Origin of the sequence: Streptomyces sp. NPDC127084 (assembly GCF_042724175.1) — a bacterium.
GTDB lineage: Bacteria > Actinomycetota > Actinomycetes > Streptomycetales > Streptomycetaceae > Streptomyces.
Window position 1 is genome coordinate 1 of record NZ_JBHXFA010000131.1, and the last position, 20622, is coordinate 20622.

At 71.0% G+C, this 20622-nt stretch carries 13 protein-coding genes and 2 pseudogenes; 9 read left to right on the forward strand and 6 right to left on the reverse strand.

All coding sequences use genetic code 11. The features are described from left to right. Positions 1 to 221 (forward strand): annotated as a pseudogene (locus ACFWI9_RS25815) (hypothetical protein); the annotation flags it as partial. Between the two features lie 99 nt (positions 222 to 320). Here ACFWI9_RS25815 and ACFWI9_RS25820 read toward each other — a convergent pair. After that, complete coding sequence (locus ACFWI9_RS25820; protein WP_387165426.1) at positions 321 to 1502, reverse strand: nitric oxide synthase oxygenase; 1182 nt, start codon at positions 1500 to 1502, stop codon at positions 321 to 323. A gap of 434 nt (positions 1503 to 1936) precedes the next feature. Further along, the gene (locus ACFWI9_RS25825) at positions 1937 to 3454 is read right to left on the reverse strand and encodes an FUSC family protein (RefSeq protein ID WP_387165427.1); all 1518 of its coding nucleotides are present in this window, start codon (positions 3452 to 3454) and stop codon (positions 1937 to 1939) included. A gap of 258 nt (positions 3455 to 3712) precedes the next feature. Between ACFWI9_RS25825 and ACFWI9_RS25830 the strand changes: the two genes are divergently transcribed. Further along, positions 3713 to 4195, forward strand: a complete 483-nt coding sequence (locus tag ACFWI9_RS25830; protein WP_387165428.1) for an Lrp/AsnC family transcriptional regulator — start codon at positions 3713 to 3715, stop codon at positions 4193 to 4195. A 45-nt stretch (positions 4196 to 4240) separates the two neighbouring features. On the opposite strand, the gene ACFWI9_RS25835 is transcribed toward ACFWI9_RS25830, so the two are convergent. Together ACFWI9_RS25835 and ACFWI9_RS25840 are read right to left on the reverse strand one after the other, a co-directional pair. Continuing rightward, entirely contained in the window at positions 4241 to 4699 is a 459-nt protein-coding gene (locus ACFWI9_RS25835; protein ID WP_387165429.1) for a protein phosphatase, read from the reverse strand. Beyond that, a complete protein-coding gene (locus tag ACFWI9_RS25840) occupies positions 4696 to 8607 on the reverse strand; it encodes an amino acid adenylation domain-containing protein (RefSeq protein WP_387165430.1) in 3912 nt (1303 codons plus the stop codon). Before ACFWI9_RS25840 ends, ACFWI9_RS25835 begins: the two co-directional genes overlap by 4 nt. 248 nt (positions 8608 to 8855) lie before the next feature. Between ACFWI9_RS25840 and ACFWI9_RS25845 the strand changes: the two genes are divergently transcribed. From ACFWI9_RS25845 to ACFWI9_RS25855, 3 genes are all read left to right on the forward strand, one after another. Next, positions 8856 to 9278: a secondary thiamine-phosphate synthase enzyme YjbQ gene (locus ACFWI9_RS25845; RefSeq protein ID WP_387165431.1), complete on the forward strand. Its 423-nt coding sequence runs from the start codon at positions 8856 to 8858 to the stop codon at positions 9276 to 9278. A gap of 174 nt (positions 9279 to 9452) precedes the next feature. Continuing rightward, positions 9453 to 11138 (forward strand): BCCT family transporter, encoded by a 1686-nt coding sequence (locus ACFWI9_RS25850; protein ID WP_387165438.1) that lies wholly within the window; start codon positions 9453 to 9455, stop codon positions 11136 to 11138. A gap of 97 nt (positions 11139 to 11235) precedes the next feature. Continuing rightward, on the forward strand, positions 11236 to 12339 hold the full coding sequence (locus ACFWI9_RS25855; RefSeq protein WP_387165432.1) for an NAD(P)-binding domain-containing protein: 1104 nt from the start codon (positions 11236 to 11238) through the stop codon (positions 12337 to 12339). Position 12340: 1 nt separating this feature from the next. On the opposite strand, the gene ACFWI9_RS25860 is transcribed toward ACFWI9_RS25855, so the two are convergent. Beyond that, on the reverse strand, positions 12341 to 14182 hold the full coding sequence (locus ACFWI9_RS25860) for an ABC transporter ATP-binding protein (protein ID WP_387165433.1): 1842 nt from the start codon (positions 14180 to 14182) through the stop codon (positions 12341 to 12343). Between the two features lie 120 nt (positions 14183 to 14302). On the opposite strand from ACFWI9_RS25860, the gene ACFWI9_RS25865 reads away from it, so the two are divergent. The 3 genes from ACFWI9_RS25865 (at position 14303) to ACFWI9_RS25875 (ending at position 18636) form a co-directional block, all read left to right on the forward strand. Further along, positions 14303 to 14737: a MarR family winged helix-turn-helix transcriptional regulator gene (locus ACFWI9_RS25865; protein ID WP_387165434.1), complete on the forward strand. Its 435-nt coding sequence runs from the start codon at positions 14303 to 14305 to the stop codon at positions 14735 to 14737. Between the two features lie 180 nt (positions 14738 to 14917). Next, entirely contained in the window at positions 14918 to 16858 is a 1941-nt protein-coding gene (locus ACFWI9_RS25870) for an ABC transporter transmembrane domain-containing protein (RefSeq protein WP_387165435.1), read from the forward strand. Then, entirely contained in the window at positions 16855 to 18636 is a 1782-nt protein-coding gene (locus tag ACFWI9_RS25875) for an ABC transporter ATP-binding protein (RefSeq protein ID WP_387165436.1), read from the forward strand. Before ACFWI9_RS25870 ends, ACFWI9_RS25875 begins: the two co-directional genes overlap by 4 nt. An 82-nt stretch (positions 18637 to 18718) precedes the next feature. On the opposite strand, the pseudogene ACFWI9_RS25880 reads toward ACFWI9_RS25875, so the two are convergent. Continuing rightward, positions 18719 to 19240: pseudogene (locus ACFWI9_RS25880) on the reverse strand (hypothetical protein); the annotation flags it as partial. A gap of 580 nt (positions 19241 to 19820) precedes the next feature. On the opposite strand from ACFWI9_RS25880, the gene ACFWI9_RS25885 reads away from it, so the two are divergent. Further along, the coding region (locus ACFWI9_RS25885) for an NTF2-like N-terminal transpeptidase domain-containing protein (protein WP_387165437.1) at positions 19821 to 20622 on the forward strand (802 nt) is incomplete at its 3' end.

The following is a 20622-nucleotide window of genomic DNA, read 5'->3' on the forward strand; positions in this document are numbered from 1 at the left end:
GCGATGAGCTGCGCGCCTCCGGCTCCGGGCAGCTCGCTCTCGCCCCCTACCTGGTCGGCCCCGAGCTGCCGGACGGCCTGCTGGCCGCGGCCGCCGCGGAGGCGGGCTGCGCGGCGGCCGAGCCGCTGGGCGCGTACCCGGCGATCGGGCGGTTGGTGCTGTCCCAGTACACGACCGCGCTGGGCATCCCGACGCAGGCGACGGGCGCTCAGTCCCGCTGACCGGACCCGCAGGGATCCCCTTACGCGAAGGGCCCGCACCGCTTGGTGCGGGCCTTCGCGTCGCAGGCGTGAAGGTCGTTCCGCCACGCGGCAGCGTCCTCAGTGCCCCGCCGACTCCTCTCCGCGGGCGCGCAGCAGGGCCTCAGGGTGGTGCACGAAGGCCGGCTTCAGCTGCACGGGGTCGAAGGTGCGGTGGAAGACCGGGGTCGCGCAGCCGGATACGGGCGGCACGATCCAGGACCAGTCGGCCCCCACCCGGCGCCCCTTCGCCTCCTCGCGGGCGAGGTGGGTGAGGAAGCGCTGGGACTCGGTGTGGTGGTCGGCGAGCGTCACACCCGCCCGGTCGAACGAGTGCAGCACCATGCGGTTGAGCTCGATGAGGGCCCGGTCCTTCCACAGCGTCCGGTCGCTGGACATATCCAGGCCGAGGCGTTCGCCCACTGCCGGGAGGAGGTCGTAGCGGTCGCGGTCGCCGAGGTCGCGGGCACCGATCTCGGTGCCCATGTACCAGCCGTTGAACGGTGCCGCCGGATAGCAGATCCCACCGATCTCCAGACACATGTTCGCGATCGCGGGTACGGCGTGCCAGCGCAGCCCGAGGTCGTCGACCCAGCCGCCGTCGGGGTGGGCCAGCGGCACTTCGAGTACGGCGTCGGCGGGCAGTTCGAACCATCGGGGCTTGTCGTCGCTGCCCTGGATGACCAGGGGCAGGACGTCGAAGTGAGTGCCGGGGCCGCCTGGCCAGCCGAGCCGCTGGGCGTACGCGGTGATCCCGGCGTTGCGCGGATCGCCGGTGCGGCCGATGCCGCCCGGTGCGGAGTAGCCCGCGTAGCGGACCAGTTGCTCGTTCCAGATGCGGGGGCCGCGACGGTTGGGGGCATCGGGCGCGAAGACCGTGATGACGGGGCGTATGCGGCCGCCGTTGGTGGCTTCCCGCAGGTGGGCGACGGCTTCGGCGGCCATGGTGTCGGCGTCACGGACATCGCGTCGGTCCCTGACGCGTAACGAGTGCCAGTACAGCCTGCCGATGCACCGGTTGCTGTTGCGCCAGGCGACGCGCGCTCCATGGGCGAGCTCGGCCGCCGTGTGACGGTAGGTGCCGGTCGCGTCGATCTCGGCGTGGACGGCGGCGATCCTGGAGGCAAGCGCGGCCGGTCCGCCGCCGGCCGGATGCTCATGGTGGAACAGCCGCAGGAATTCCGCTGCCTCCCGGCGCAACGCGTCCGGGCCCGGCCCGTACTGGACGCCCCGTCGGCGTGCGGCAGGCAGGTCGGCCGACACAGGCGGCCCAGGCGGTCCTGGGTGTGCGGGGCACCGCCCCGGCACGGCCCCGGAACCCGCCGCAGGGCGGTCCTCGCCGGGTGCGGCACGTGGCGGTCGGTCCTGGGGCGCTGCGGCTCGTCTGAAGAACTTCCGCATCGTGGGCACCTCCGGGCCTGAACGGGTGAGAACTGCGGACGCCGACAGCGGACCATGGGAGACCGTCCACGTTCAACGGTTCGTGATCAAGCGATTACGGACCATGGCTCACAGTTGACGAGCGGACTACCCCGTACGCCGGCTGATCCACCCCCTGGATGTCATATGCACGCGCCTCGTCCGCGGCGTCATAGACGCCGTGTGCCCGGTGCCAGGACGGGGACGCGTGCGAAGCACCGTGGTCAGCCCGGTGGTGATCCGGTCCGGGTACGAACCACGCCGCCGCGCCGTAGACGTCAGACGGGCATGAGCGGGGAGCGCGGCGATGAGCGCAGCGGGTCCGCCAGACCGGCCAGCGCCTTCTCCAGACCGTGCAGGTGCATGAGCACCGCCTCAGCACCCGGGTGAGGCCGGCCGGCGGCTGCCAGCGTCGCGGCGGGCGGCCCGTCGCCCTCGGCGCTCGGTTCTTCAAGCGCGTGGACGGCGGCTTCCAGCCGCCAGCAGGCGGCGGCCAGGCGGGCGTCGTGCGAGGCCTCGGGGTCGGCGGCGACGGCCATGAGCCCGCGCACCTCACGGGCGCAGTCGTCGAGAAGTCCGAGCACCTGCCGGGCTCGCGTGCCCCGCGCCCTCAAAGGGTTGAGTGGATGGACCAGGGGCGCCAGGGACATCCGCACCCGGGCGAGGAGCACTTCAAGCTCGGCGGCGTGCGCGGCCGGATCCGCGCTCTCGTCCCCGGCGAGCCGGTCCATCGCGGCCTTGGTGCAGGCATGCACACAGCGGACGGCGCTGCGGATCCAGGCATTGGTGGCGGTATGCGTGGTGACGGGCAGCACGAACGCCACGGCCAGCAGCGCGCCCAGGGCGCCCACACAGGTCTCGGCGATCCGCAGCGCCAGCAGGCCGGGCTCCAGCACCCCGAGCAGCCCGTACAGCAGGGCGGCCAGCATGGTGACGGAGAGCATCATCCAGCTGTACGACACCGGGGCGCTGTAGAAGATCCCGAAGACGCACACCGCCACGAGGACGGCCGTGGGCAGCACGGCCCCCTGTACGGGCACGGCGACGAGCAGAGCGGCGGCGACACCCAGAACGGTACCGAGGATCCTGCGGAACCCGCGGACCAGGGTCTCACCGCGTGACGCCGTGTTGACGAAGATCCACCAGGCCGCGCCTACGGCCCAGTACCAGCGGTCCTGCGACAGCAACTGGCCCACGGTGAGCGCGAACGCGCCCGCCGCCACGACCTGCGCGGCCTGCCGGGTGGTCGGCCGCTCAAGGCCACGGCCGCCGGGCGGGGACGGCACGGCGGGCGGCGGCAGCCGCCGCTCGTAGCACCAGACCCCGAAGCGGACCGCGGACGAGGCGACCAGGGCGAGGGTGATGGCCGAGCACAGGCCGGGCAGCTCCGCCGGTACCGTCCCCAGGAACTGCGCCACGAAGAACATCATGAACGCGAACGCGCCCAGGGCATGCCCTCGCGCACCCCAGCGCCGCGCGTACACCGCCGCCCCGGCGACGGCCAGGAAGGCCATGTCCCGCGCCAGTGGCCGGGTGTGCAGTTCCGCCGCGAGCGCGAGTACGGGGATGCCCACGGCGGGCAGCAGCGCCGTGGTGAGGGCTTGACGGGAGACGGCCGCATCGGTCACGGCGAAGAGGGCGAGCATCGCGGCGAGTCCACCCGTGAGCACCGCGGGCAGCGGGTGCCCCGTCAGCGCGCACGCGGCCACCGCCGACGCGACGCCGAGGACGGCTCGCAGGCCGCCGCGCAAGCGCAGCAGCCCGGGATCCGGAGCCACGAACACCCTCTTGAGCACTGCTTCCCGCTCCTTCCTCGTACTTCTCGTATGCCTTCGTCGTGCCCTCGCAGGTGATGGCACGAAAAAGGCGCCGCGGGATCCGCAGCGCCATCGACAGCACTATGAGAGCATCTATTGCCCCAGCGGCTCAAGTCGAGCCGCCTACGCTGGGCCATTGGTATAGCCGTTGAGCGTTCTGGTCAGCCCAGACGAGCCATCGGCACAGGAAGCCCCCGGAATCCGGTGCGGCGATGGCCTGAAAGGGGCGGACCGACCGTGGCCGTGGACGAGCTAGACACCCGCATCCTGCGTCTGCTGATCGAGCAGCCGCGCACCAGCGTGCGGGAGTACGCCCGCATCCTCGGAATCGCCCGAGGCACCCTTCAGGCCCGTATCGACCGGCTGGAGCGGGATGGAGTGATCACGGGCAGCGGACCGTTCCTGTCCCCGACCGCGCTGGGGCACCCGGTGCTGGCGTTCGTGCATATCGAGGTCACCCAGGGACACCTGGACGAGGTGGGTGACGCGCTCGCCCAGGTGCCCGAGATCGTGGAGGCCTTCTCGATCACGGGCGGCGGTGATCTGCTGACCCGGGTGGTGGCCCGCGACAACGGCCATCTCGAGGATGTGATCCAGCGGCTGATCAATATGCCGGGCGTGGTCCGTACCCGTACCGAGATGGCCCTGCGCGAGCGCGTCCCGCACAGGCTGCTGCCGCTGGTGGAGTCGGTCGGCCGGGCCACCCGGGTGCCGCACTGACCGGTTTCCCGGCGCTGGGCGGCCGGCGCCGCCACCACCCGGTGGCTACGAACGCCCTGAGCCGGACCCTTCGGCCGCGAAGGCCTGGCGGATGAAACGCCGTTGCCACGGCACTTCGACCGCACGGCGATGGTGGTTCCGCCGCACCCAGGTGACGGCTTCCCCGGGTTTCATGCCCTCGAAGACGCAGAGGACGGAAAGCGCCGTACCGGTCCGGCCGACGCCGCCCCCGCAGCAGACTTCCACGCGCTCACCCGCGGCGCGGCTGTACGCGGCACGGAGCTTGCCCAACGCGTCCACGGGGTCGGCAGGAAGCCAGAAGTCCCGCCAGGGGACCCAGAGCGACTCCCACGGTGGCTCGGGCGGCCTGTGGTCCGTCAAGTGCACCGCGAACGTGGGAACCTGCCCCGGCGGGGGGTCGTATCTGAGTCCGCGTCCGCGGACCATCCGGCCCGAGGGGAGCGTCACCACCCGGGGACCGCGGGGGTTCCATGGCTCGGTCATGACGGATCCTCTCTCCGGCCGGAGGCCAGGGCCTGCGACAGCACGCTGGAGATCTCCTTGATCGGCCCAGGACGCATCATCTCAAGGTGCTCGCAGCCGACCATGCGGGTGTGGACGGACCCGGTGACGAAACACTGCCAGTCGTCCGCCGTCGGCGCTCCCGCCGGCCGTCCTTCGGTCGCGGTCAGGTGCAGTATGTCCCCGTCGTAGCGGCCCGGCCGCGCGGTCTCCACGAGGGCCGCCACGGCCGCCGCCGCGCGCGACACCTCCGTGACGTCCCGGGGGTCCAGCCGGACGTGCGCGCCGGCCTCCCGGCGCAGCAGGTCGGCTATCTCCTGCGTGGTCGGGCCGGCCGTCGCGCCGCTGAGAGCCGGATAGGAGTCGAGCAGTGCGAGCAGAGCCGTCCGCTCCCCGGACTGCTGCAGCCGGCACGCCATCGCATGGGCGATGCTCCCGCCGAGCGACCAGCCGAGCAGGTGGTACGGGCCGCGCGGCTGTATCGCCCGGATCCGGGCGACGTATCCGTCGATCAGCGCGGCGAAGTCCGTCGGCAGCCGATGCGTTCCGTGCTCGGCGGCAGGCACCTGGAGGGCGTGCACCGGCCGGTCGTCGCACACCGCCGCCAGGCCCGCGTAGCACCAGCCGAGGCCCGTGACAGGGTGGACACAGAACAAGGGGGCGCCTGCTCCCGCTTCCCGAAGGGTCAGTACGGGCTTGAGCGAGGCGCCCGCGGAAGTGGAGGCGGAAGCGGCTGATCCCGCCGCCGCTGTCCGTGCGGCGAGACCGGCGGCGGTGGGCGTCTCGAACAGGACCTTGATGGGCAGTTCGGTACCGAGGAGCGCGGCGACCCGGCCGACGAGCCGGGTGGCCAGCAACGAGTCGCCGCCCAGCTCGAAGAAGCCGTCGTCGGGTCCCACCCCGTCCACCCCCAGCACCTCGCCGAACAGACCGCAGAGGGTTCGCTCCCACTCCGTTCCGGGGCGCCTCGGACGTCGTGGCGCAAGTGCGCCGCGGCCGGGCGCGGGAAGCGCACGCCGGTCCCGCTTGCCGTTGCCCGTGGCCGGCAGCGACTCCAGCGAGACATACGCCGCGGGCACCGAGTGGGGCGGCAGCGCGGCGGCCAGGAAGCCCCGCAGCTCGGCCACCGCGATCTCCGCTCCCGGGTGCGGAACCACATAGGCCACGAGGAGCCTGCGTCCTGGTTCGTCCTCACGTACCACGACGAGGGCCTGCGCCAGGGAGGGGTGAGTCGCGAGCACCGACTCGACCTCCCCGAGCTCGACGCGGAATCCGCGCAGTTTCACCTGGTCGTCCCCGCGCCCGCGGAACTCCAGGCTTCCGTCCTCACGCCAGCGCGCCAGGTCCCCGGTGCGGTACATGCGGGCACCCTCACCGAAGGGGCATGCCACAAACCGCTCGGCGGTCGGCCCTGCCGCCGTGTAACCGCGTGCCAGGGCGCTTCCCGCGAGGTACAGCTCGCCGGTCACTCCCGGCGGGACCGGTCGCAGCAGCCGGTCGAGCACGTGGACACGCACGTTGTCGAGCGGCTTGCCGATCACGGGTGCCGGTGCGGCCGTCAGACGTGTGGTGAGTGCCTCCACGGTGCACTCGGTCGGACCGTAGAAGTTGTGGCCGGTGACGGCGGGCTCCGCCTGGATCCGCCGCCACAGCGTATCGGGCACGGCCTCGCCGCCCAGTACGAGAGTGGCGGGGGTGGACTCCGGTGTGGCGAGCAGACCGTGCGCGAGCAGTTCGAGCGCGTACGTGGGCGTGGTGTCGAGCAGATCGACGTGGTGGCGTGCGAGGTAGGACACCAGGGCGGCAGGGTCGCGCCGGGTCGGCTCGTCCAGCAGGTGCAGTCGGTGACCGGCGAACAGCGCGAGCAGCCCCGTCCACGAAGCGTCGAAGGTGAGGGGTGCGGTGTTGGCCACCCGTGCGGCCGGCGCGCCCGTGGCACGGACGTGGTCGGCGAACAGCCCCGTTCGGTGACAGTGGAACAGGTTCGTGAGGGAGCGGTGTTCGACCACGACGCCCTTGGGGCTGCCGGTCGATCCCGACGTGTGCAGCACGTAGGCGCAATGGGCCGGCAGCAAGGGCACGGTCCTGTCCTGCTGGGTCGGATCGTCCGTCCGCGCCGCGTGGTGCCCGCCCGCACCCGACGGGTTCCCCGTCCCCTCGTCGACCTCGACCGGCGTCGCGCGCGGTGCGGTTCCGCCGAGCCGCTCGTACGCAGTCCTCGTGGTGATCAGTGCCCGGGCCTGCGCGTCGTCGAGGATCCGTGCGACACGCACGGCCGGATCCCCTGTGTCGACCGGCAGGCAGGCGGCACCCGACTTCAGTACGGCCAGTACGGCGACGATGGAGGCGACCGACCGGTCCAGCAGCACCCCGACCCGGTCTTCGGGACCGATGCCCTGCTCCAGCAGGGTCCAGGCGAGCCGGTTGGCCCGGGTGTTCAACTCGCTGAAGGAGATGTACTTCTCACCGAGCACCAGGGCGGTCTCAGCCGGGCGGGCAAGCGCCTGGTCCTCGAAGAACGCATGCACGGGTCGCCGGTCGGCGTACTCGCTGGTCCTGCCGTTCCACTCGCTGACGATGCGCTCGCACCCCTCACCGCCCGGGATGCCGGCCCGGGCCGATGGCATATCGAGGTCACGGGAGGTGGCGAAGACGTCCAGAATCCGCAGCAGCCAGCCGGCGACCCGTTCCGCGAAGGCCCTGTCGAAGACATCCTCGCGGTAGTCCACGCGGAACCGCAGTTCCGCGCCGGGAACGCAGAGCAGCGACAGAGGGTAGTGGGTGGCGTCGAATCCCCCGGACCCGACGAGTCGTGCACCGTCCAGTCCGGCGCACTCGCCGACCGGGTAGTTCTCGAAGGCGGTCGTGGTGTCGAACAGCGTGGCCGATCCGCTGATGCGCTGGATTTCGCCAAGGCCTATGTGGTGGGCGTCCAGGAGGTCGATCTGCTCCTCCTGGACGCGCCGCAACAGTCCGCCGAGCGTCTCGCCGCCGCGTACGGTCACACGTACCGGAACGGTGTTGATGAACAGGCCGACCATGCTTTCCACGCCGTCCACGGGAGCGTCGCGCCCCGAAACGGTCGTGCCGAAGACAAGGTCGTCCCGGCCGGTGAGCCGCCGTAGCACCAGCGCCCAGGCCACCTGCACCAGTGTGCTGAGGGTGGCCCCATGGCGATGGGCCTGCTCCTCAAGGGCTCGCGTCACGCCTTCCGGCAGGGTGCGGCCGACCGTCGCGGGCGGGGCGGCGGCGCCACGGCTCACGGCGGGAGCCACCAGGGTCGGCCCGTCGAGGCCCGCCAACGCCTCCGCCCAAGTGCTCCGGGCTTCCGCGAAGTCCTCTTCCGCCAGCCAGTCGAGGAAGTCCCGATACGGGGGCGCGGGGTCGGGTTCGGCGCCTGCCGGGCTTCGGTACACGGCGAACAGTTCGTCCACGAGCAGTGAAGTCGACCATCCGTCCAGGATGATGTGGTGGTTCGTCAGCGCCAGCCGCCAGCGCGTCTCCGAGACCCGGACGAGCAGAAACCTGATCAGCGGGGGGCGGGCCAGGTCGAATCCGCGCAGCCGTTCCCCGAGCAGGACAGCGGCGATGTCGCTCCCTCGGCCGTCCACACACCGCCAGGGTGCCTCGCCCGGCGGCGCGATGAACTGCACCGGGTCACCCGTCTCGCCCGGCCGGAAGCCGGCTCTCAAACCGTCGTGGCGGCTCACCAGTGTGTCGCAGGCGCGGCGCAGCTCCGGAACGTCGAGTTCGCCCTCGATGTCAAGGGTCAGCTGGGTGACATAGACGTCCGGGTCGGCCCCCTGGCGGGAATCGAACTTGGCATGGAAGAAGAAACCCTCCTGAAGCGGAGCGAGCGAATACCCCGCAAGGCGATGCGACTCTGTCACTTCTTCCCCCGCCATGCCGCTGACCCCATCGACTTCTCCGGGCAACTCCGCATATGAAAAGCCCAGTTCCCCCCTGCGAGGGCAAGGCACCCTCTCATTCGAACAGCGTCCTTTCAAGGCCGGCCGACCCGGCCTTCGGCGGTCCCGTTCCGGGACTCCCCGCGCGTCCTTCCGCCTGACACCGGCTCCGGAGTGGCCGCGCCATGTCCCGGGCGAGTTCCAGGGGGCCGAGGCGCGAACATGGATGCATGGCTGACACCTTCACCACGCGGACCATCGACGTGACCACCGGCTCCCAGGAGACCGTCCACGACCTGACCGACGCCTGCGCGTCCTTCCTGCGGGACGCGGCCGCCGGGCGGGACGGACTCCTCAACGTCTTCACGCCCCATGCCACCACCGGCTTGGCCATCATCGAGACCGGCGCGGGCAGTGACGACGATCTGCTGTCCACCCTCCACCAGCTCCTCCCGGCGGACGACCGCTGGCAGCATCGGCACGGCTCCCCCGGGCATGGCAGGGACCATGTGCTCCCTGCCATCGTCCCGCCCCACGCCACGCTCCCGGTCGTCGGCGGCAGGCTTGAGCTGGGGACCTGGCAGTCCGTCGTTCTGGTGGACACCAACCGGGACAACCCTCAGCGACGGGTTCGGTTGTCGTTTCTCTGCTGAATCCGCGGGGCGCCTGTTGGTACCCGGAACGGAGTGGCGGGTGTGGTACTCCCTGACGCAGAGCGAGGACTGCGCTCGCAAGCGGCCGGAAAGGTGCCACCAGTGTCCGACGAAGTACCGCGCCGAGAACCGGACGGCCACGCACGGAAGCCGCCGCCCCGGAAGGTGCTGCCGGTGACGGCCGACCTGCCCGCGCTACCCGAGTCCGCGAGGCACGTCGGAACGGACCGGGTGGTGTTCGGTGTCACTGCAACGTTGACGCTCGCCTTCGTCGTCTGGGGCTCCGTCGCCACCGACACGCTGGAGCGGGTGTCAGGCGGTTTGCTGTCCGGACTGATCCACAACTTCGGCTGGGCGTTCGTCCTGGCCGCATCCGGGTTCGTGGTCTTCGCGCTCTGGCTCGCCATCAGCCGCTACGGTTCCATCCCGCTCGGACAGGACGGCGAGGGCCCGGAATTCCGCACTGTGTCATGGGTGGCCATGATGTTCAGCGCCGGTATGGGTATCGGCCTGATGTTCTATGGCGTCAGTGAGCCCCTTGCGCACTTCGTCACTCCGCCGCCTGGAACCGACCCCGCCGACGCCGCGGAAGCCATGGCGACGTCCATGGCCACCACCCTGTTCCACTGGACGCTCTACCCGTGGGCCATCTACGCGGTGGCCGGTATGGCGATCGCGTACAGCACCTTTCGCCGCCGCCGGCGGCAGACCATCAGCGCCGTGTTCGTTCCCCTCATCGGCGAACGGCACGCGTACGGGACGAGCGGGCGCGTCATCGACATGCTGGCCATCTTCGCCACGCTGTTCGGTTCGGCGGCGTCGCTCGGGCTCGGCACCCTCCAGATCGGCAGTGGTATCGAAGAACTGGGCTGGCTGCAGAAGGCGGGCACCGGGCTGCTCGTCGGTGTCATCGCGGTACTGACACTGGCTTTCGTCGCTTCCGCGGTGTCCGGGGTGGAGAAGGGCATCCAGTGGCTGTCCAACATCAACATGGTGCTCGCCCTGATCCTCGCGGTGTTCGTCTTCGTGGCCGGACCGACCATCGCCGTCCTCGACCTGCTGCCGACCTCGATCGCCACCTACTTCGGCGAGCTGCCGGAGCTCGCCGGTCGCACCGACGCCTCCAGCGGTTCCGGTGTGGCCGACTGGCTCGGGACGTGGACCGTCTTCTACTGGGCCTGGTGGATCTCCTGGACACCCTTCGTCGGCATGTTCATCGCCCGCATCAGCAGGGGGCGTACCATCCGTCAGTTCGTCGGCGGTGTCATCCTGGTGCCCAGCGTCGTCAGCCTGTGCTGGTTCGCGATCTTCGGCGGCACCGCGATGACGCTGCAGGAGCAGGGACACCTTGGTGCGGAGCAGACCCCCGAAGGCCAGCTCTTCGCGGTGCTGCGGCAGTTCCCCGCCGCCACTCTGACGAGCCTGCTGGTCATGGTCCTGGTGGGCATCTTCTTCGTCTCCGGTGCCGATGCCGCATCCCTCGTCATGGGCACCCTCTCCCAGAAGGGCGCCCTGGAGCCGGGCCGCTACGTCGTGATCTTCTGGGGTCTGCTCACGGGGGCGGTCGCGGCGGTGATGCTCCTCGTGGGTGGCGGTCAGGGAGACGCGCTGGCCGGTCTGCAGAATCTGACGATCCTCGCCGCAGCACCGTTCGCGCTGGTGATGATCGGCATGTGCTTCGCGCTGATGCGCGACCTGCGGCACGACCCGCTGATCGTGCGCGGCGAGCGGGGCGAGGAGGTGGTCGGCGTCGCGGTCATCGAGGGCCATGAGAAGTACGCCGGGGACTTCGCGATCCGCATCGGGCCGTCGCCGCAGCCGACCGGGGCCGGGGAGGACGTCCCGCCCCGGCCGAAGTGATCGGCGGATCGGCCGGTCACGTGCCGTAGCCGTCGTACACGGGGCCGCTCAGGGTGTCTCCGGGAAGATCCTGAGCGCCCTGATAGTTAGTGGAAGCGTGAACGACTTTGGGGAGAAGGACGCCGGGCGACCGGTCGACGTTGTCGTCATCGGAGCCGGTCAGGCCGGCCTTTCGGCCGCCTACCATCTGCGGCGTGCGGGTTTGCGGCCCGATGAAGGCTTCGTGGTGCTGGACCATGCTCCTAAGCCCGGTGGTGCCTGGCAGTTCCGCTGGGACTCGCTCACCTACGGCAAGGTCCACGGGATGCACGCGCTCCCCGGGATGGAGCTGGTCGGTGCGGATGAGGGCCGCCCGTCGTCCGGGGTCATCGGCGACTACTTCGCCCGCTATGAGCGCACCTTCGATCTCCGGGTGCACCGGCCGGTGGATGTGGGCGCGGTGCGGGACGGTGGTGAAGACGGCCGGCTGCTGGTGGAGTCGTCGGAGGGTGTCTACGCCACGCGTGCCGTGATCAATGCCACCGGCACCTGGGACCGGCCCTTCTGGCCGCGCTACCCCGGTCAGGAGACCTTTCGGGGGCGTCAGTTGCACACCTCGGACTACCCGGGGCCAGGGGCGTTCACGGGGCTGCGGGTGGTCGTGGTGGGCGGGGGCGCGTCGGGAACGCAGCATCTGATGGAGATCGCCGAGTTCGCGGCGGAGACCACCTGGGTGACACGCCGGCCGCCCGTCTTCCGTGAGGGGCCTTTCGGCGAGGTCCAGGGGCGGGCGGCGGTCGCCATGGTGGAGGAGCGGGTGCGGCGTGGGCTGCCTCCCCTGAGTGTGGTGTCCGTGACGGGACTGCCGCTGAACGAAGCGGTCCGGCGGGCTCGGGACACAGGGGTGCTGGACCGCCTGCCGATGTTCGACCGGATCACGCCGACCGGCGTGGCCTGGGACGACGGGCGCACGGTCGATGCGGACGTGATCCTCTGGGCGACGGGCTTCCGTGCCGCGATCGACCATCTCGTCCCGCTCAGGCTGCGCGAGCCCGGGGGCGGTATCGCGGTGGAGGGCACTCGCGCGGTGCGGGATGAGCGTGTGCACCTCGTCGGTTACGGCCCGTCGGCTTCCACGATCGGCGCGAATCGCGCGGGACGGGCCGCGGTGCACGAGATCCAGCGGCTGCTCGCTCGCAAAGCAGCAGGGGTGCCCGGGTAGCTCAGGAGGCCGCGACCGCTGCCGCGGCCGGGGTCGCGTCTCGTCGGACCAGTGCCGCGTAGCGCCCGTGCTGGTTCATCAGTTCAGTGTGGCTGCCGCGTTCCACGATCCGTCCACCGTCCAGTACGACGATCTCGTCGGCATCTCGCACCGTCGACAGGCGGTGGGCGATGGTGATGGTGGTACGTCCGGCAGAGAGGGCGTCGATCGCCTGCTGCACCGCGTGTTCCGTTCGGGTGTCGAGTGCGCTGGTCGCCTCGTCCAGGATGAGCACCGGGGGGTCGCGCAGGATGGTGCGCGCGATGGCGAGGCGCTGTTTCTCGCCGCCCGAGAAACGGTAGCCGCGCTCGCCGACGAGGGTGTCATAGCCATCGGGCAGGGACGCGATGTGGTCATGGATCTGGGCGGCGCGCGCGGCTGCCTCGATCTCCTCGTCCGTGGCATCGGGTTTGGCGAAGCGCAGGTTGTCGGCGACCGAGGCGTGGAAGAGATACGTCTCCTGGGAGACCACGCCCACCGCCTGTGCAAGGGTCTCGAAGGCCAGGTCGCGAACGTCGGTACCGTCGATGGTGACCCTGCCGCCGGTGACGTCGTACAGCCGGGGCACCAGATAGCTGAGTGTGGACTTCCCGGAGCCGGTGGGTCCGACGACGGCCAGCCTGCCGCCCGCCGGCACGGTGAGCTCGATTCCGCCGAGGGTCGGCTCACGTCGGGCGTCGTAGCCGAATTCGACGCCCTCGAATCGCACTTCGCCGCGGACCTTGTCCAGCTTGACCGGCTGCTCCGGTTCGGTGATGTCCACCGGCAGGTCCAGGTACTCGAAGATCCGCTGGAAGAGCGCAAGCGAGGTCTGGATCTGTACTCCGGTGGACAACAGGCTCACCGCCGGGCGGAACAAGCCCTGCTGGAGCGACACGAAGGCGACGAGGGTGCCGAGCGAGATCGCCGCTCCCCCGCTCTGGAGGGTCAGTCCCGCCGCCCAGTACAGCAGGGCGGGCATGGCGGCCATGACGATGCCGATGGTGGACATCCTCCAGCGCCCCGCCATGCTGGAGCGGACCTCCAGATCGACCAGCCGCTCGGACTCGTCGGCGAACGAGCGGGTGAGCGAGTCCGCGCGGCCCATGGTGCGGCCGAGCAGAATGCCGCTGACCGACAGCGATTCGGTGACCGTGGCGGCCATGGTCGCCATCTGCTTCTGTCGCTGGGTGGTGATGGTCTTGCGCTCCCGGCCGACCCTGCGGCTGATCGCGACGAAGACCGGCAGGAGGACCAGCGAGACCACGGTGAGCCGCCAGTCGAGCGCCAGCATGGCGACGATGGTGGCGACCACGGCGGTGAGGTTGGAGACCAGGGAGGTGGCCGTGGAGGTGACCGTCGCCTGCATTCCGCCGATGTCGTTGGCGATGCGCGACTGGATCTCTCCGGTGCGTGTCCTGGTGAAGAAGGCAAGCGGCATCCGCTGGAGCCGGGCGTAGACGCCCGTGCGCAGGTCATGCATGACCCGCTGGCCGACGGTGGTCGAGATCAGCGTCTGGAGCACGCCGAAGACACTTGTCGTCACCGCCGTGAGGATCATCCCGAGGGCGAGCAACGAGAGCAGTCCGGTGCGCCCCTGAGGGATCGCGGTGTCGAGGATCTCCCGGAGCAGGAACGGCGAGGCGACCGAGACAAGGGACGAGGCGCAGACCAGCAGACCGACGAGGGCAAGCCTGCCGCGGTAGGGCCGGAAAAGCCGCACGATACGCCGGAGCTCCGCCGGTCGGCGGTCCGGGAACGCCGTGCGGGAAGGGTCGATCGGGCGGTCGGGGGGTGTCCAGGAGGGATCGCTATGGGGGCGCATGTGCTCCTTCGGAAGCTCGGGCATGGACGGGCTGCGGAATGATTGTCCCCGCGCCGCATGAGGAGCATAGCTCATTGTTACCTATGCTCACAATGAACCAGGTCCTGCTAGTGTTTCCGCATGAGCGCCCCCGTGCCCGCCCCCGATGCGGACGGCCTACTGGCCGAGCAGTTGCTGCGGCTGACCCGACGGCTCCACCGGATTCAGAAGCGGCATCTGGAGCCGGTCGGCATCACGCCCGCGCAGTCCCGGCTGCTGCGGGTCCTGGCCCAGTACGACGGGGCGCCGCGGATGGCCGACCTCGCCGATCGCCTCGAGGTCGTCCCGCGCGCGGTGACCACGCTGGTGGACGGTCTCGAGTCGGGCGGCCGGGTGCGCCGCGTGCAGGATCCGGCCAACCGGCGCGTCGTGCGTGTCGAACTGACCGATCTCGGGCGCGGCACACTCAGGGAGCTGCGCGGTGCCCGGCGGGCGGCCGCGGAGGACATCCTGGCGCCGCTGAGCACCGAGCAGCGTGAGGCGCTCGGCGGACTGCTGTCCGCGCTGGTGCCATGACGGCCCGAGCGGACTGAGCACCACCCGGCGCGGCTGACCGGCCCGGGCACGGAGAGGCTTCCATCGCCCGGGAGCCGGGGAAGCGGAGACCCCGGGGCAGCGGAAAATCGATTGCCCGCGTTCCCAGCGGGAGGCGAACCTTGCTGTTCCGAGACGCTTTTCCGAACGATCTGGGATGTCATGCAGATTCGCGACCTTCCGTATGCCGATCCCGGCTCCCCGGACGCGCGCTCCGGGCTCAGGTTCCTCATCTGGCTCGGGCGCGGGCAGCTCGGCGGGCAGTTCCGCGCGCTGGCCTGGGGGCTGGTGCACTTCGGCTCGGTGCTGGCACTTCCCTATGGGGTGGGTTTCGCCGTCCAGGCCGTGCTGGAACGCTCCGCCGGCGGACTCGCCCTGGCGGGCGGACTGCTCGCGGTGTCCGGAATCGCCATCGCCCTGGGTGACACGATGATGCACCGGGCGACCGTCACCAACTGGATCACCGCGGCGGCCAGGACACAGCAGCTGCTCGCACGCGGCACCGCCGAGCTCGGTTCCGCGCTCACCAAACGGGTCGCGGCCGGTGAGGTCGTCGCGGTGTCCACCGGGGACGTGGAGAAGATCGGCTGGTTCGTCGAGGCGTCCTCACGCTTCCTCGCCGCCGCGCTGACGATCGTCGTGATGGTGGTCGGGCTGCTGTTCTACCAGCCGGAGCTCGGCCTCCTGGTGGCGATCTCGGTCCCGGTACTGGCCCTCGGTGTGCTGCCGCTGATGCCGCGCGCCACCAGGCTCGCTGACATCCAGCGCGAGAAGGCGGGCCGGGCGACCGAGCTGGCCTCCGACACCGTCGCGGGGCTGCGGGTGCTGCGCGGGATCGGCGGTGAGGAGCTGTTCCTCAGGCGCTATCGGCGCGCTTCCCAGGAGGTACGCGAGGCGGCCGTGCGAAGTGCCCGTATGTGGGCTCTGATCAGCGCCCTCCAGGTGCTGCTGCCGGGGCTGCTGCTGGTGTGGGTGGTCTGGTACGGCATCGGTCTGGTGTCCGCGGGCCGGATCGACGTAGGCGAACTCGTCGCCGTCTACAGCGCGGTGATGCTGCTGTCCTATCCCCTGCGTCCGGTCGAGGAGGTCGCCATGGCCTACAGCTTCGCGCAGCCGTCGGCTCGGCGGGCGGCGAGGGTGCTGTCGCTGAAGCGGCCGCAAGCCCGTCCGGCACAGGCGTCCGGCACGCAGTCGGCCGGTGGCGTAGCGGGTGTTGTCCTACCGGATGGTGATGGCTCCGATCGGGCGGACGGCGGAACGGCAGGCGAACTGCCGGGCGGCGTACCGGCGGGTGACCTGTACGACCCGGCCAGCGGGCTCCTCGCCCCCGCGGGATCGCTGACGGCCGTCGTGTGCGGTGACCCCGACGCGGCGGGACATCTGGCCGAGCGTCTTGGCGGGCATCCCGCGGAGACGTGCGGACTGCCGTCCGTGCTGCTCGGCGATGTGGCGCTGGACGACTTGCCGCGTGACACCGCGCGCAGCGCCGTGCTCGTGCAGGACAAGGATCCGGTGCTGCTGTCCGGGAGCCTGACCGAACTGCTCGATGTGCCGTCATCCGGCATGGTGTCCGTGACCGCGGCGCTGACCGCCGCCGAATGCGGCGATGTGCTGGATGCCCTGGCGCAGGCTTCACTGGACGGGGATCCGATGGCCGCGCCCATCACCGAGCGCGGACGCTCGCTCTCGGGCGGGCAGCGGCAGCGCCTGGCACTGGCCAGGTCGCTGATCACCGACCCTGAGGTGCTGGTGCTCGACGAGCCCACGTCGGCTGTCGACTCGCACACCGAGGCGCGGATCGCCGACGGCGTGCGGGCGCTGCGGACGGGGCGCACGACCGTCGTGTTCACCTCGTCGCCGCTGCTGCTGGACCGGGCCGACCGGGTGGTCCTGGTCCGAGCGGGCGCGGTCGCTGCGGTGGGCGGGCATCGCGAGCTGATGCTCAAGGAGCCGCACTACCGCGAGGTGGTGACGCGGGAGGAGTCCGCTGAACCGGCCGAGGCCGTCGACGGGCCGGTACCCGAGCGGTTCGCCGCTGAAGTGTCCGAAGGACTGGCCGGTCCGTTCACCGGGGCGGCAGTAGACGTCGAGGAGTCCGCATGATCGGCGTGCCACCGCCGGTGTACGACCCGGCCGCGCCCCGTGAGGCGACCACCCTTCCGGTCGGGACGTCCGCCACGGTCCGCTCCTATGTACGCGAGTTGCTGCGACGGCACCGGAGCGCCTTCGTGCTGCTGGTCGCCGTCAACACGGTCGCCGTGGTGGCCTCGATGGTCGGTCCCTGGCTGCTCGGCGACCTCGTCCAGCGGCTGGCGGACGGGGCGCGCGAAGTTCATCCGTTGCGCGCTGTGGTGCTGTTCGCCGTGGCACTCGTGGTGCAGGCCGTGTTCGTACGGCTGGTGCGGCTGCGTGGGGCGATGCTCGGCGAGCAGATGCTGGCGGATCTGCGCGAGGACTTCCTCGTACGGTCCGTGGGACTGCCTCCGGGTGTGCTGGAGCGGGCCGGTACGGGCGATCTGCTGTCGCGGATCACCACCGATATCGACCGCCTGGCCGATGCCATGCGGGAGGCCGTCCCGCAGTTGACCATCGCGGTGTTCTGGGCCGTGCTGCTGCTCGGCGGGCTGGCGGTGACCGCTCCCCCGCTGGCTCCTGCGGTGCTGCTGGCCGTGCCGCTGCTGGTGGTCGGATGCCGCTGGTATTTCAAGCGGGCTCCCTCGGCCTACCGTTCGGAGTCCGCCGGGTACGCGGCGGTGGCGGCGGTGCTCGCCGAGACCGTCGACGCGGGCAGGACGGTGGAGGCCCACCGGCTCGGACCCGGCCGGGTCGCGCTGTCGGACCTGCGGATCAGGCAGTGGACGGCCTGGGAGCGGTACACCCTCTGGCTGAGGTCCGTGCTGTTCCCGGTCATCAATGTGACGCATACGACGGTGCTCGGCTCGGTGCTGCTGGTCGGCGGGGTGTTCGTACTCCAGGGCTGGATCAGCATCGGGCAGCTGACCACGGCCGCGCTGATCGCCCAGATGATGGTCGACCCGGTGAACCTGATCCTGCGCTGGTACGACGAGTTGCAGGTGGCCCAGGTGTCGCTGGCCCGGCTGGTGGGCGTACGCGAGATCGAGCCGGACGCGGGCGACCCTGATGTACGCCCCCAGGGGCGCGTGGTGCGCGCGGACGAGGTGCGCTTCGGCTACCGCGAGGGAGTCGATGTGCTGCACCGGGTCTCGATGGAAGTGCCGCCCGGCACCCGGGTGGCGCTGGTCGGGCCGTCCGGCGCGGGTAAGTCGACGCTGGGCAGGCTCCTCGCGGGGATCTACGCCCCGCGGACCGGCCGGATCACCCTCGGCGCTGCCGAGCTCTCCAGAATGCCCGCGGAACGGGTACGGGAGCAGGTGGCTCTGGTGAACCAGGAGCACCATGTATTCGTGGGCTCGCTGCGGGACAACCTCCGGCTGGCGCGCGCGGACGCCGAGGACGCCGAACTGTGGGCCGCGCTCGACGCAGTGGACGCGGACGGCTGGGCGCGGGCCCTCGATGACGGCCTGGACACCGAGGTCGGCTCGGGCGGGTCGGCCCTGACCCCGGCACAGGCCCAGCAGATCGCTCTGGCCCGGCTGGTGCTGGCCGACCCGCACACCCTGGTGCTGGACGAGGCGACCTCGCTGCTGGACCCGCGTGCCGCCCGGCATCTGGAGCGCTCGCTCGCCCGGGTGCTCGACGGCCGCACGGTCGTGGCGATCGCCCACCGGCTGCACACCGCCCATGACGCCGATGTCATCGCGGTGGTGGAGCGGGGGCGGATCAGCGAACTGGGCAGCCACAGCGAGCTGGTCGCGGCGGGCGGGGCCTACGCGGCGCTGTGGCGGTCCTGGCACGGCTGAGGCCGCTGGGCGGGGTGTACACCCGCGCCAGGCGGCGGCCCTCATATTTATATGTTTGGCCCCCCCCCCCCCCCTCCCCCCGTGCCGCCGGTGGCTCGTCGTCCATCTCGAACGCCAACGGGAAGGGGGCGTGTCCGGCAAGCCGGAACCAGCGGACCTTGCGGTGTCGGCGCAGTGCGCGGGCAGCGCGTACGGCGTCATTGTGGAACCGGCGGGCCATGGGGACACGCCGCACCGCCGCCGCGAGCTCGCTCGCGGCGTCGTCGCCGCCTGGTGCCTCCCTTACCGCCTCGACCTGCTCCGGCTCGCCGAACACGGCACGCAGCGCCTGGCTCAACTCGCTCTCCGCGACCTCGCGGTGCTCCTCATCGGCTTGGCGTGCGGCATGTGCGGCCTCGTACAGCACGATCGAGGAGGCCGGATCGAGCACTCCGGACGTGGCGAGCTCCTGTGTGACCGATGCGCGCCGCAGCAACTGGGCGTCGAGCGCGGCGCGGGCGGCGTCGATCCTGGCGTGCAGACGATCGAGACGGCCTGCGGTCCAGCTCAGATAGAGGCCGATGAGGACGAGCGCGACAAGGATCCAGATCAAAGTTGCGGTCACGGCGGGAAAGGCTACCGCTCGCTGTTCGGAGTCCCTGACCCCCTGGGGCCTGGCCGTCTGCGGGACAGGCGACGTGCAGGGGGCGTGTCCGGGACGCTCGGCGACCCCGACCACCCAGCCCGGCATGGAGGTCCCCCGGACGAAATCTGGGGGAGCTTGAGGCCGGACACACCGGCCCACCACACGGAGTGCGGATCACCGCGACACCCCCGGCGCCCCACGCAACGCGGCTGGGATTTCGGGGTCGCCCGGCCCGCGCACTCGGGTCATGATCACCGATCAGGCCGAGGTCTGGGACCGAAACCTGGACCACCTCTTCACCACCATCGGACCCCACTTCGGCCGCGTCGAACCCCGCCGCCGGATGCGGGACTACGTGCGCGGACGGTCGCTTCGCAGCTTGAGTCCACGTAAGGCACGATTCGGTGTGCGTTCCGGTCGGATAACGATCGGTTCTGGCGGCTCAGGGGTGACATATGGCCCCGTAGAGTGCATACGTATCTATGTCTTGACCATGTTCAGGTGAACATGCTCGTACGCAGGGTCGTGCGTACGGGGCTCTTGGGGGAGGGACTGCGCCATGCGCAGCGGAGTGAAGACCGCCTTCGTCGGCGGCGTGTTCGTCCTGGTGGCGGGCGGGGTGGGGTTCGCGGGCTACGAGATGCTGGGTGGGGACTCGGACGGTGCGGGCCTCGGTGGCGCGGACGCCGCGCCGCTGAACTCGTCCGGGTCCGGGGAGGTTACCGCCAAGGAGGTCGAGCGGACATCGCGGGATTTCCTGGCGGCGTGGGCCCGCGGGGACGCGGACGCGGCGGGGACGCTGACGGATGACCCGGCAGCGGCCGGGGAGGCGCTGCGCGGCTTCCGGGAGACCGGGCACGTGGAGAACGCCGTGGTCACGCGGGGCGCGGCGAGCGGCGCCACGGTGCCGTACACGGTGAAGGCGACCATCAGCTTTAAGGGGCACGAGAAGGAGCTGGCGTACGCCTCGGAGCTGACCGTGGTGCGGGGCAAGAGCAGTGGGCGGGCGCTGGTGGACTGGCGGCCGACGGTGCTGCACCCGAAGCTGGTCGAGGGCGCGACCCTGCGGACCGGTGAGGCGAAGACGATCCAGGCGGTGGACCGCGAGGGCCGGGAGCTGACCGCCGAGAAGTACCCGTCACTGGCCCCCGTGCTGGACACCCTGCGTACCCGGTACGCGGACGGGGCCGCGGGCGAGCCCGGCGTCGAGACCTGGATCGAGCCGGCCGACGCGGACGCGCCGAAGCGGACGCTGCTCACCCTCGCCAAGGGAAAGACGAAGAAGCTCCAGACGACGCTGGACGCCGATGTACAGGCCGCCGCCGAGAAGGCGGTGAAGAAGTACGACCGGGCCTCGGTGG

What these genes read in the sequence shown, in the direction of transcription:
- ACFWI9_RS25835 (WP_387165429.1), bottom strand. Translation starts at nt 4,699, where the DNA reads ATGACCGAGCCATGGAACCCCCGCGGTCCCCGGGTGGTGACGCTCCCC.
- ACFWI9_RS25845 (WP_387165431.1), top strand. Translation starts at nt 8,856, where the DNA reads ATGGCTGACACCTTCACCACGCGGACCATCGACGTGACCACCGGCTCC.
- ACFWI9_RS25860 (WP_387165433.1), bottom strand. Translation starts at nt 14,182, where the DNA reads ATGCGCCCCCATAGCGATCCCTCCTGGACACCCCCCGACCGCCCGATC.
- ACFWI9_RS25865 (WP_387165434.1), top strand. Translation starts at nt 14,303, where the DNA reads ATGAGCGCCCCCGTGCCCGCCCCCGATGCGGACGGCCTACTGGCCGAG.
- ACFWI9_RS25870 (WP_387165435.1), top strand. Translation starts at nt 14,918, where the DNA reads ATGCAGATTCGCGACCTTCCGTATGCCGATCCCGGCTCCCCGGACGCG.
- ACFWI9_RS25875 (WP_387165436.1), top strand. Translation starts at nt 16,855, where the DNA reads ATGATCGGCGTGCCACCGCCGGTGTACGACCCGGCCGCGCCCCGTGAG.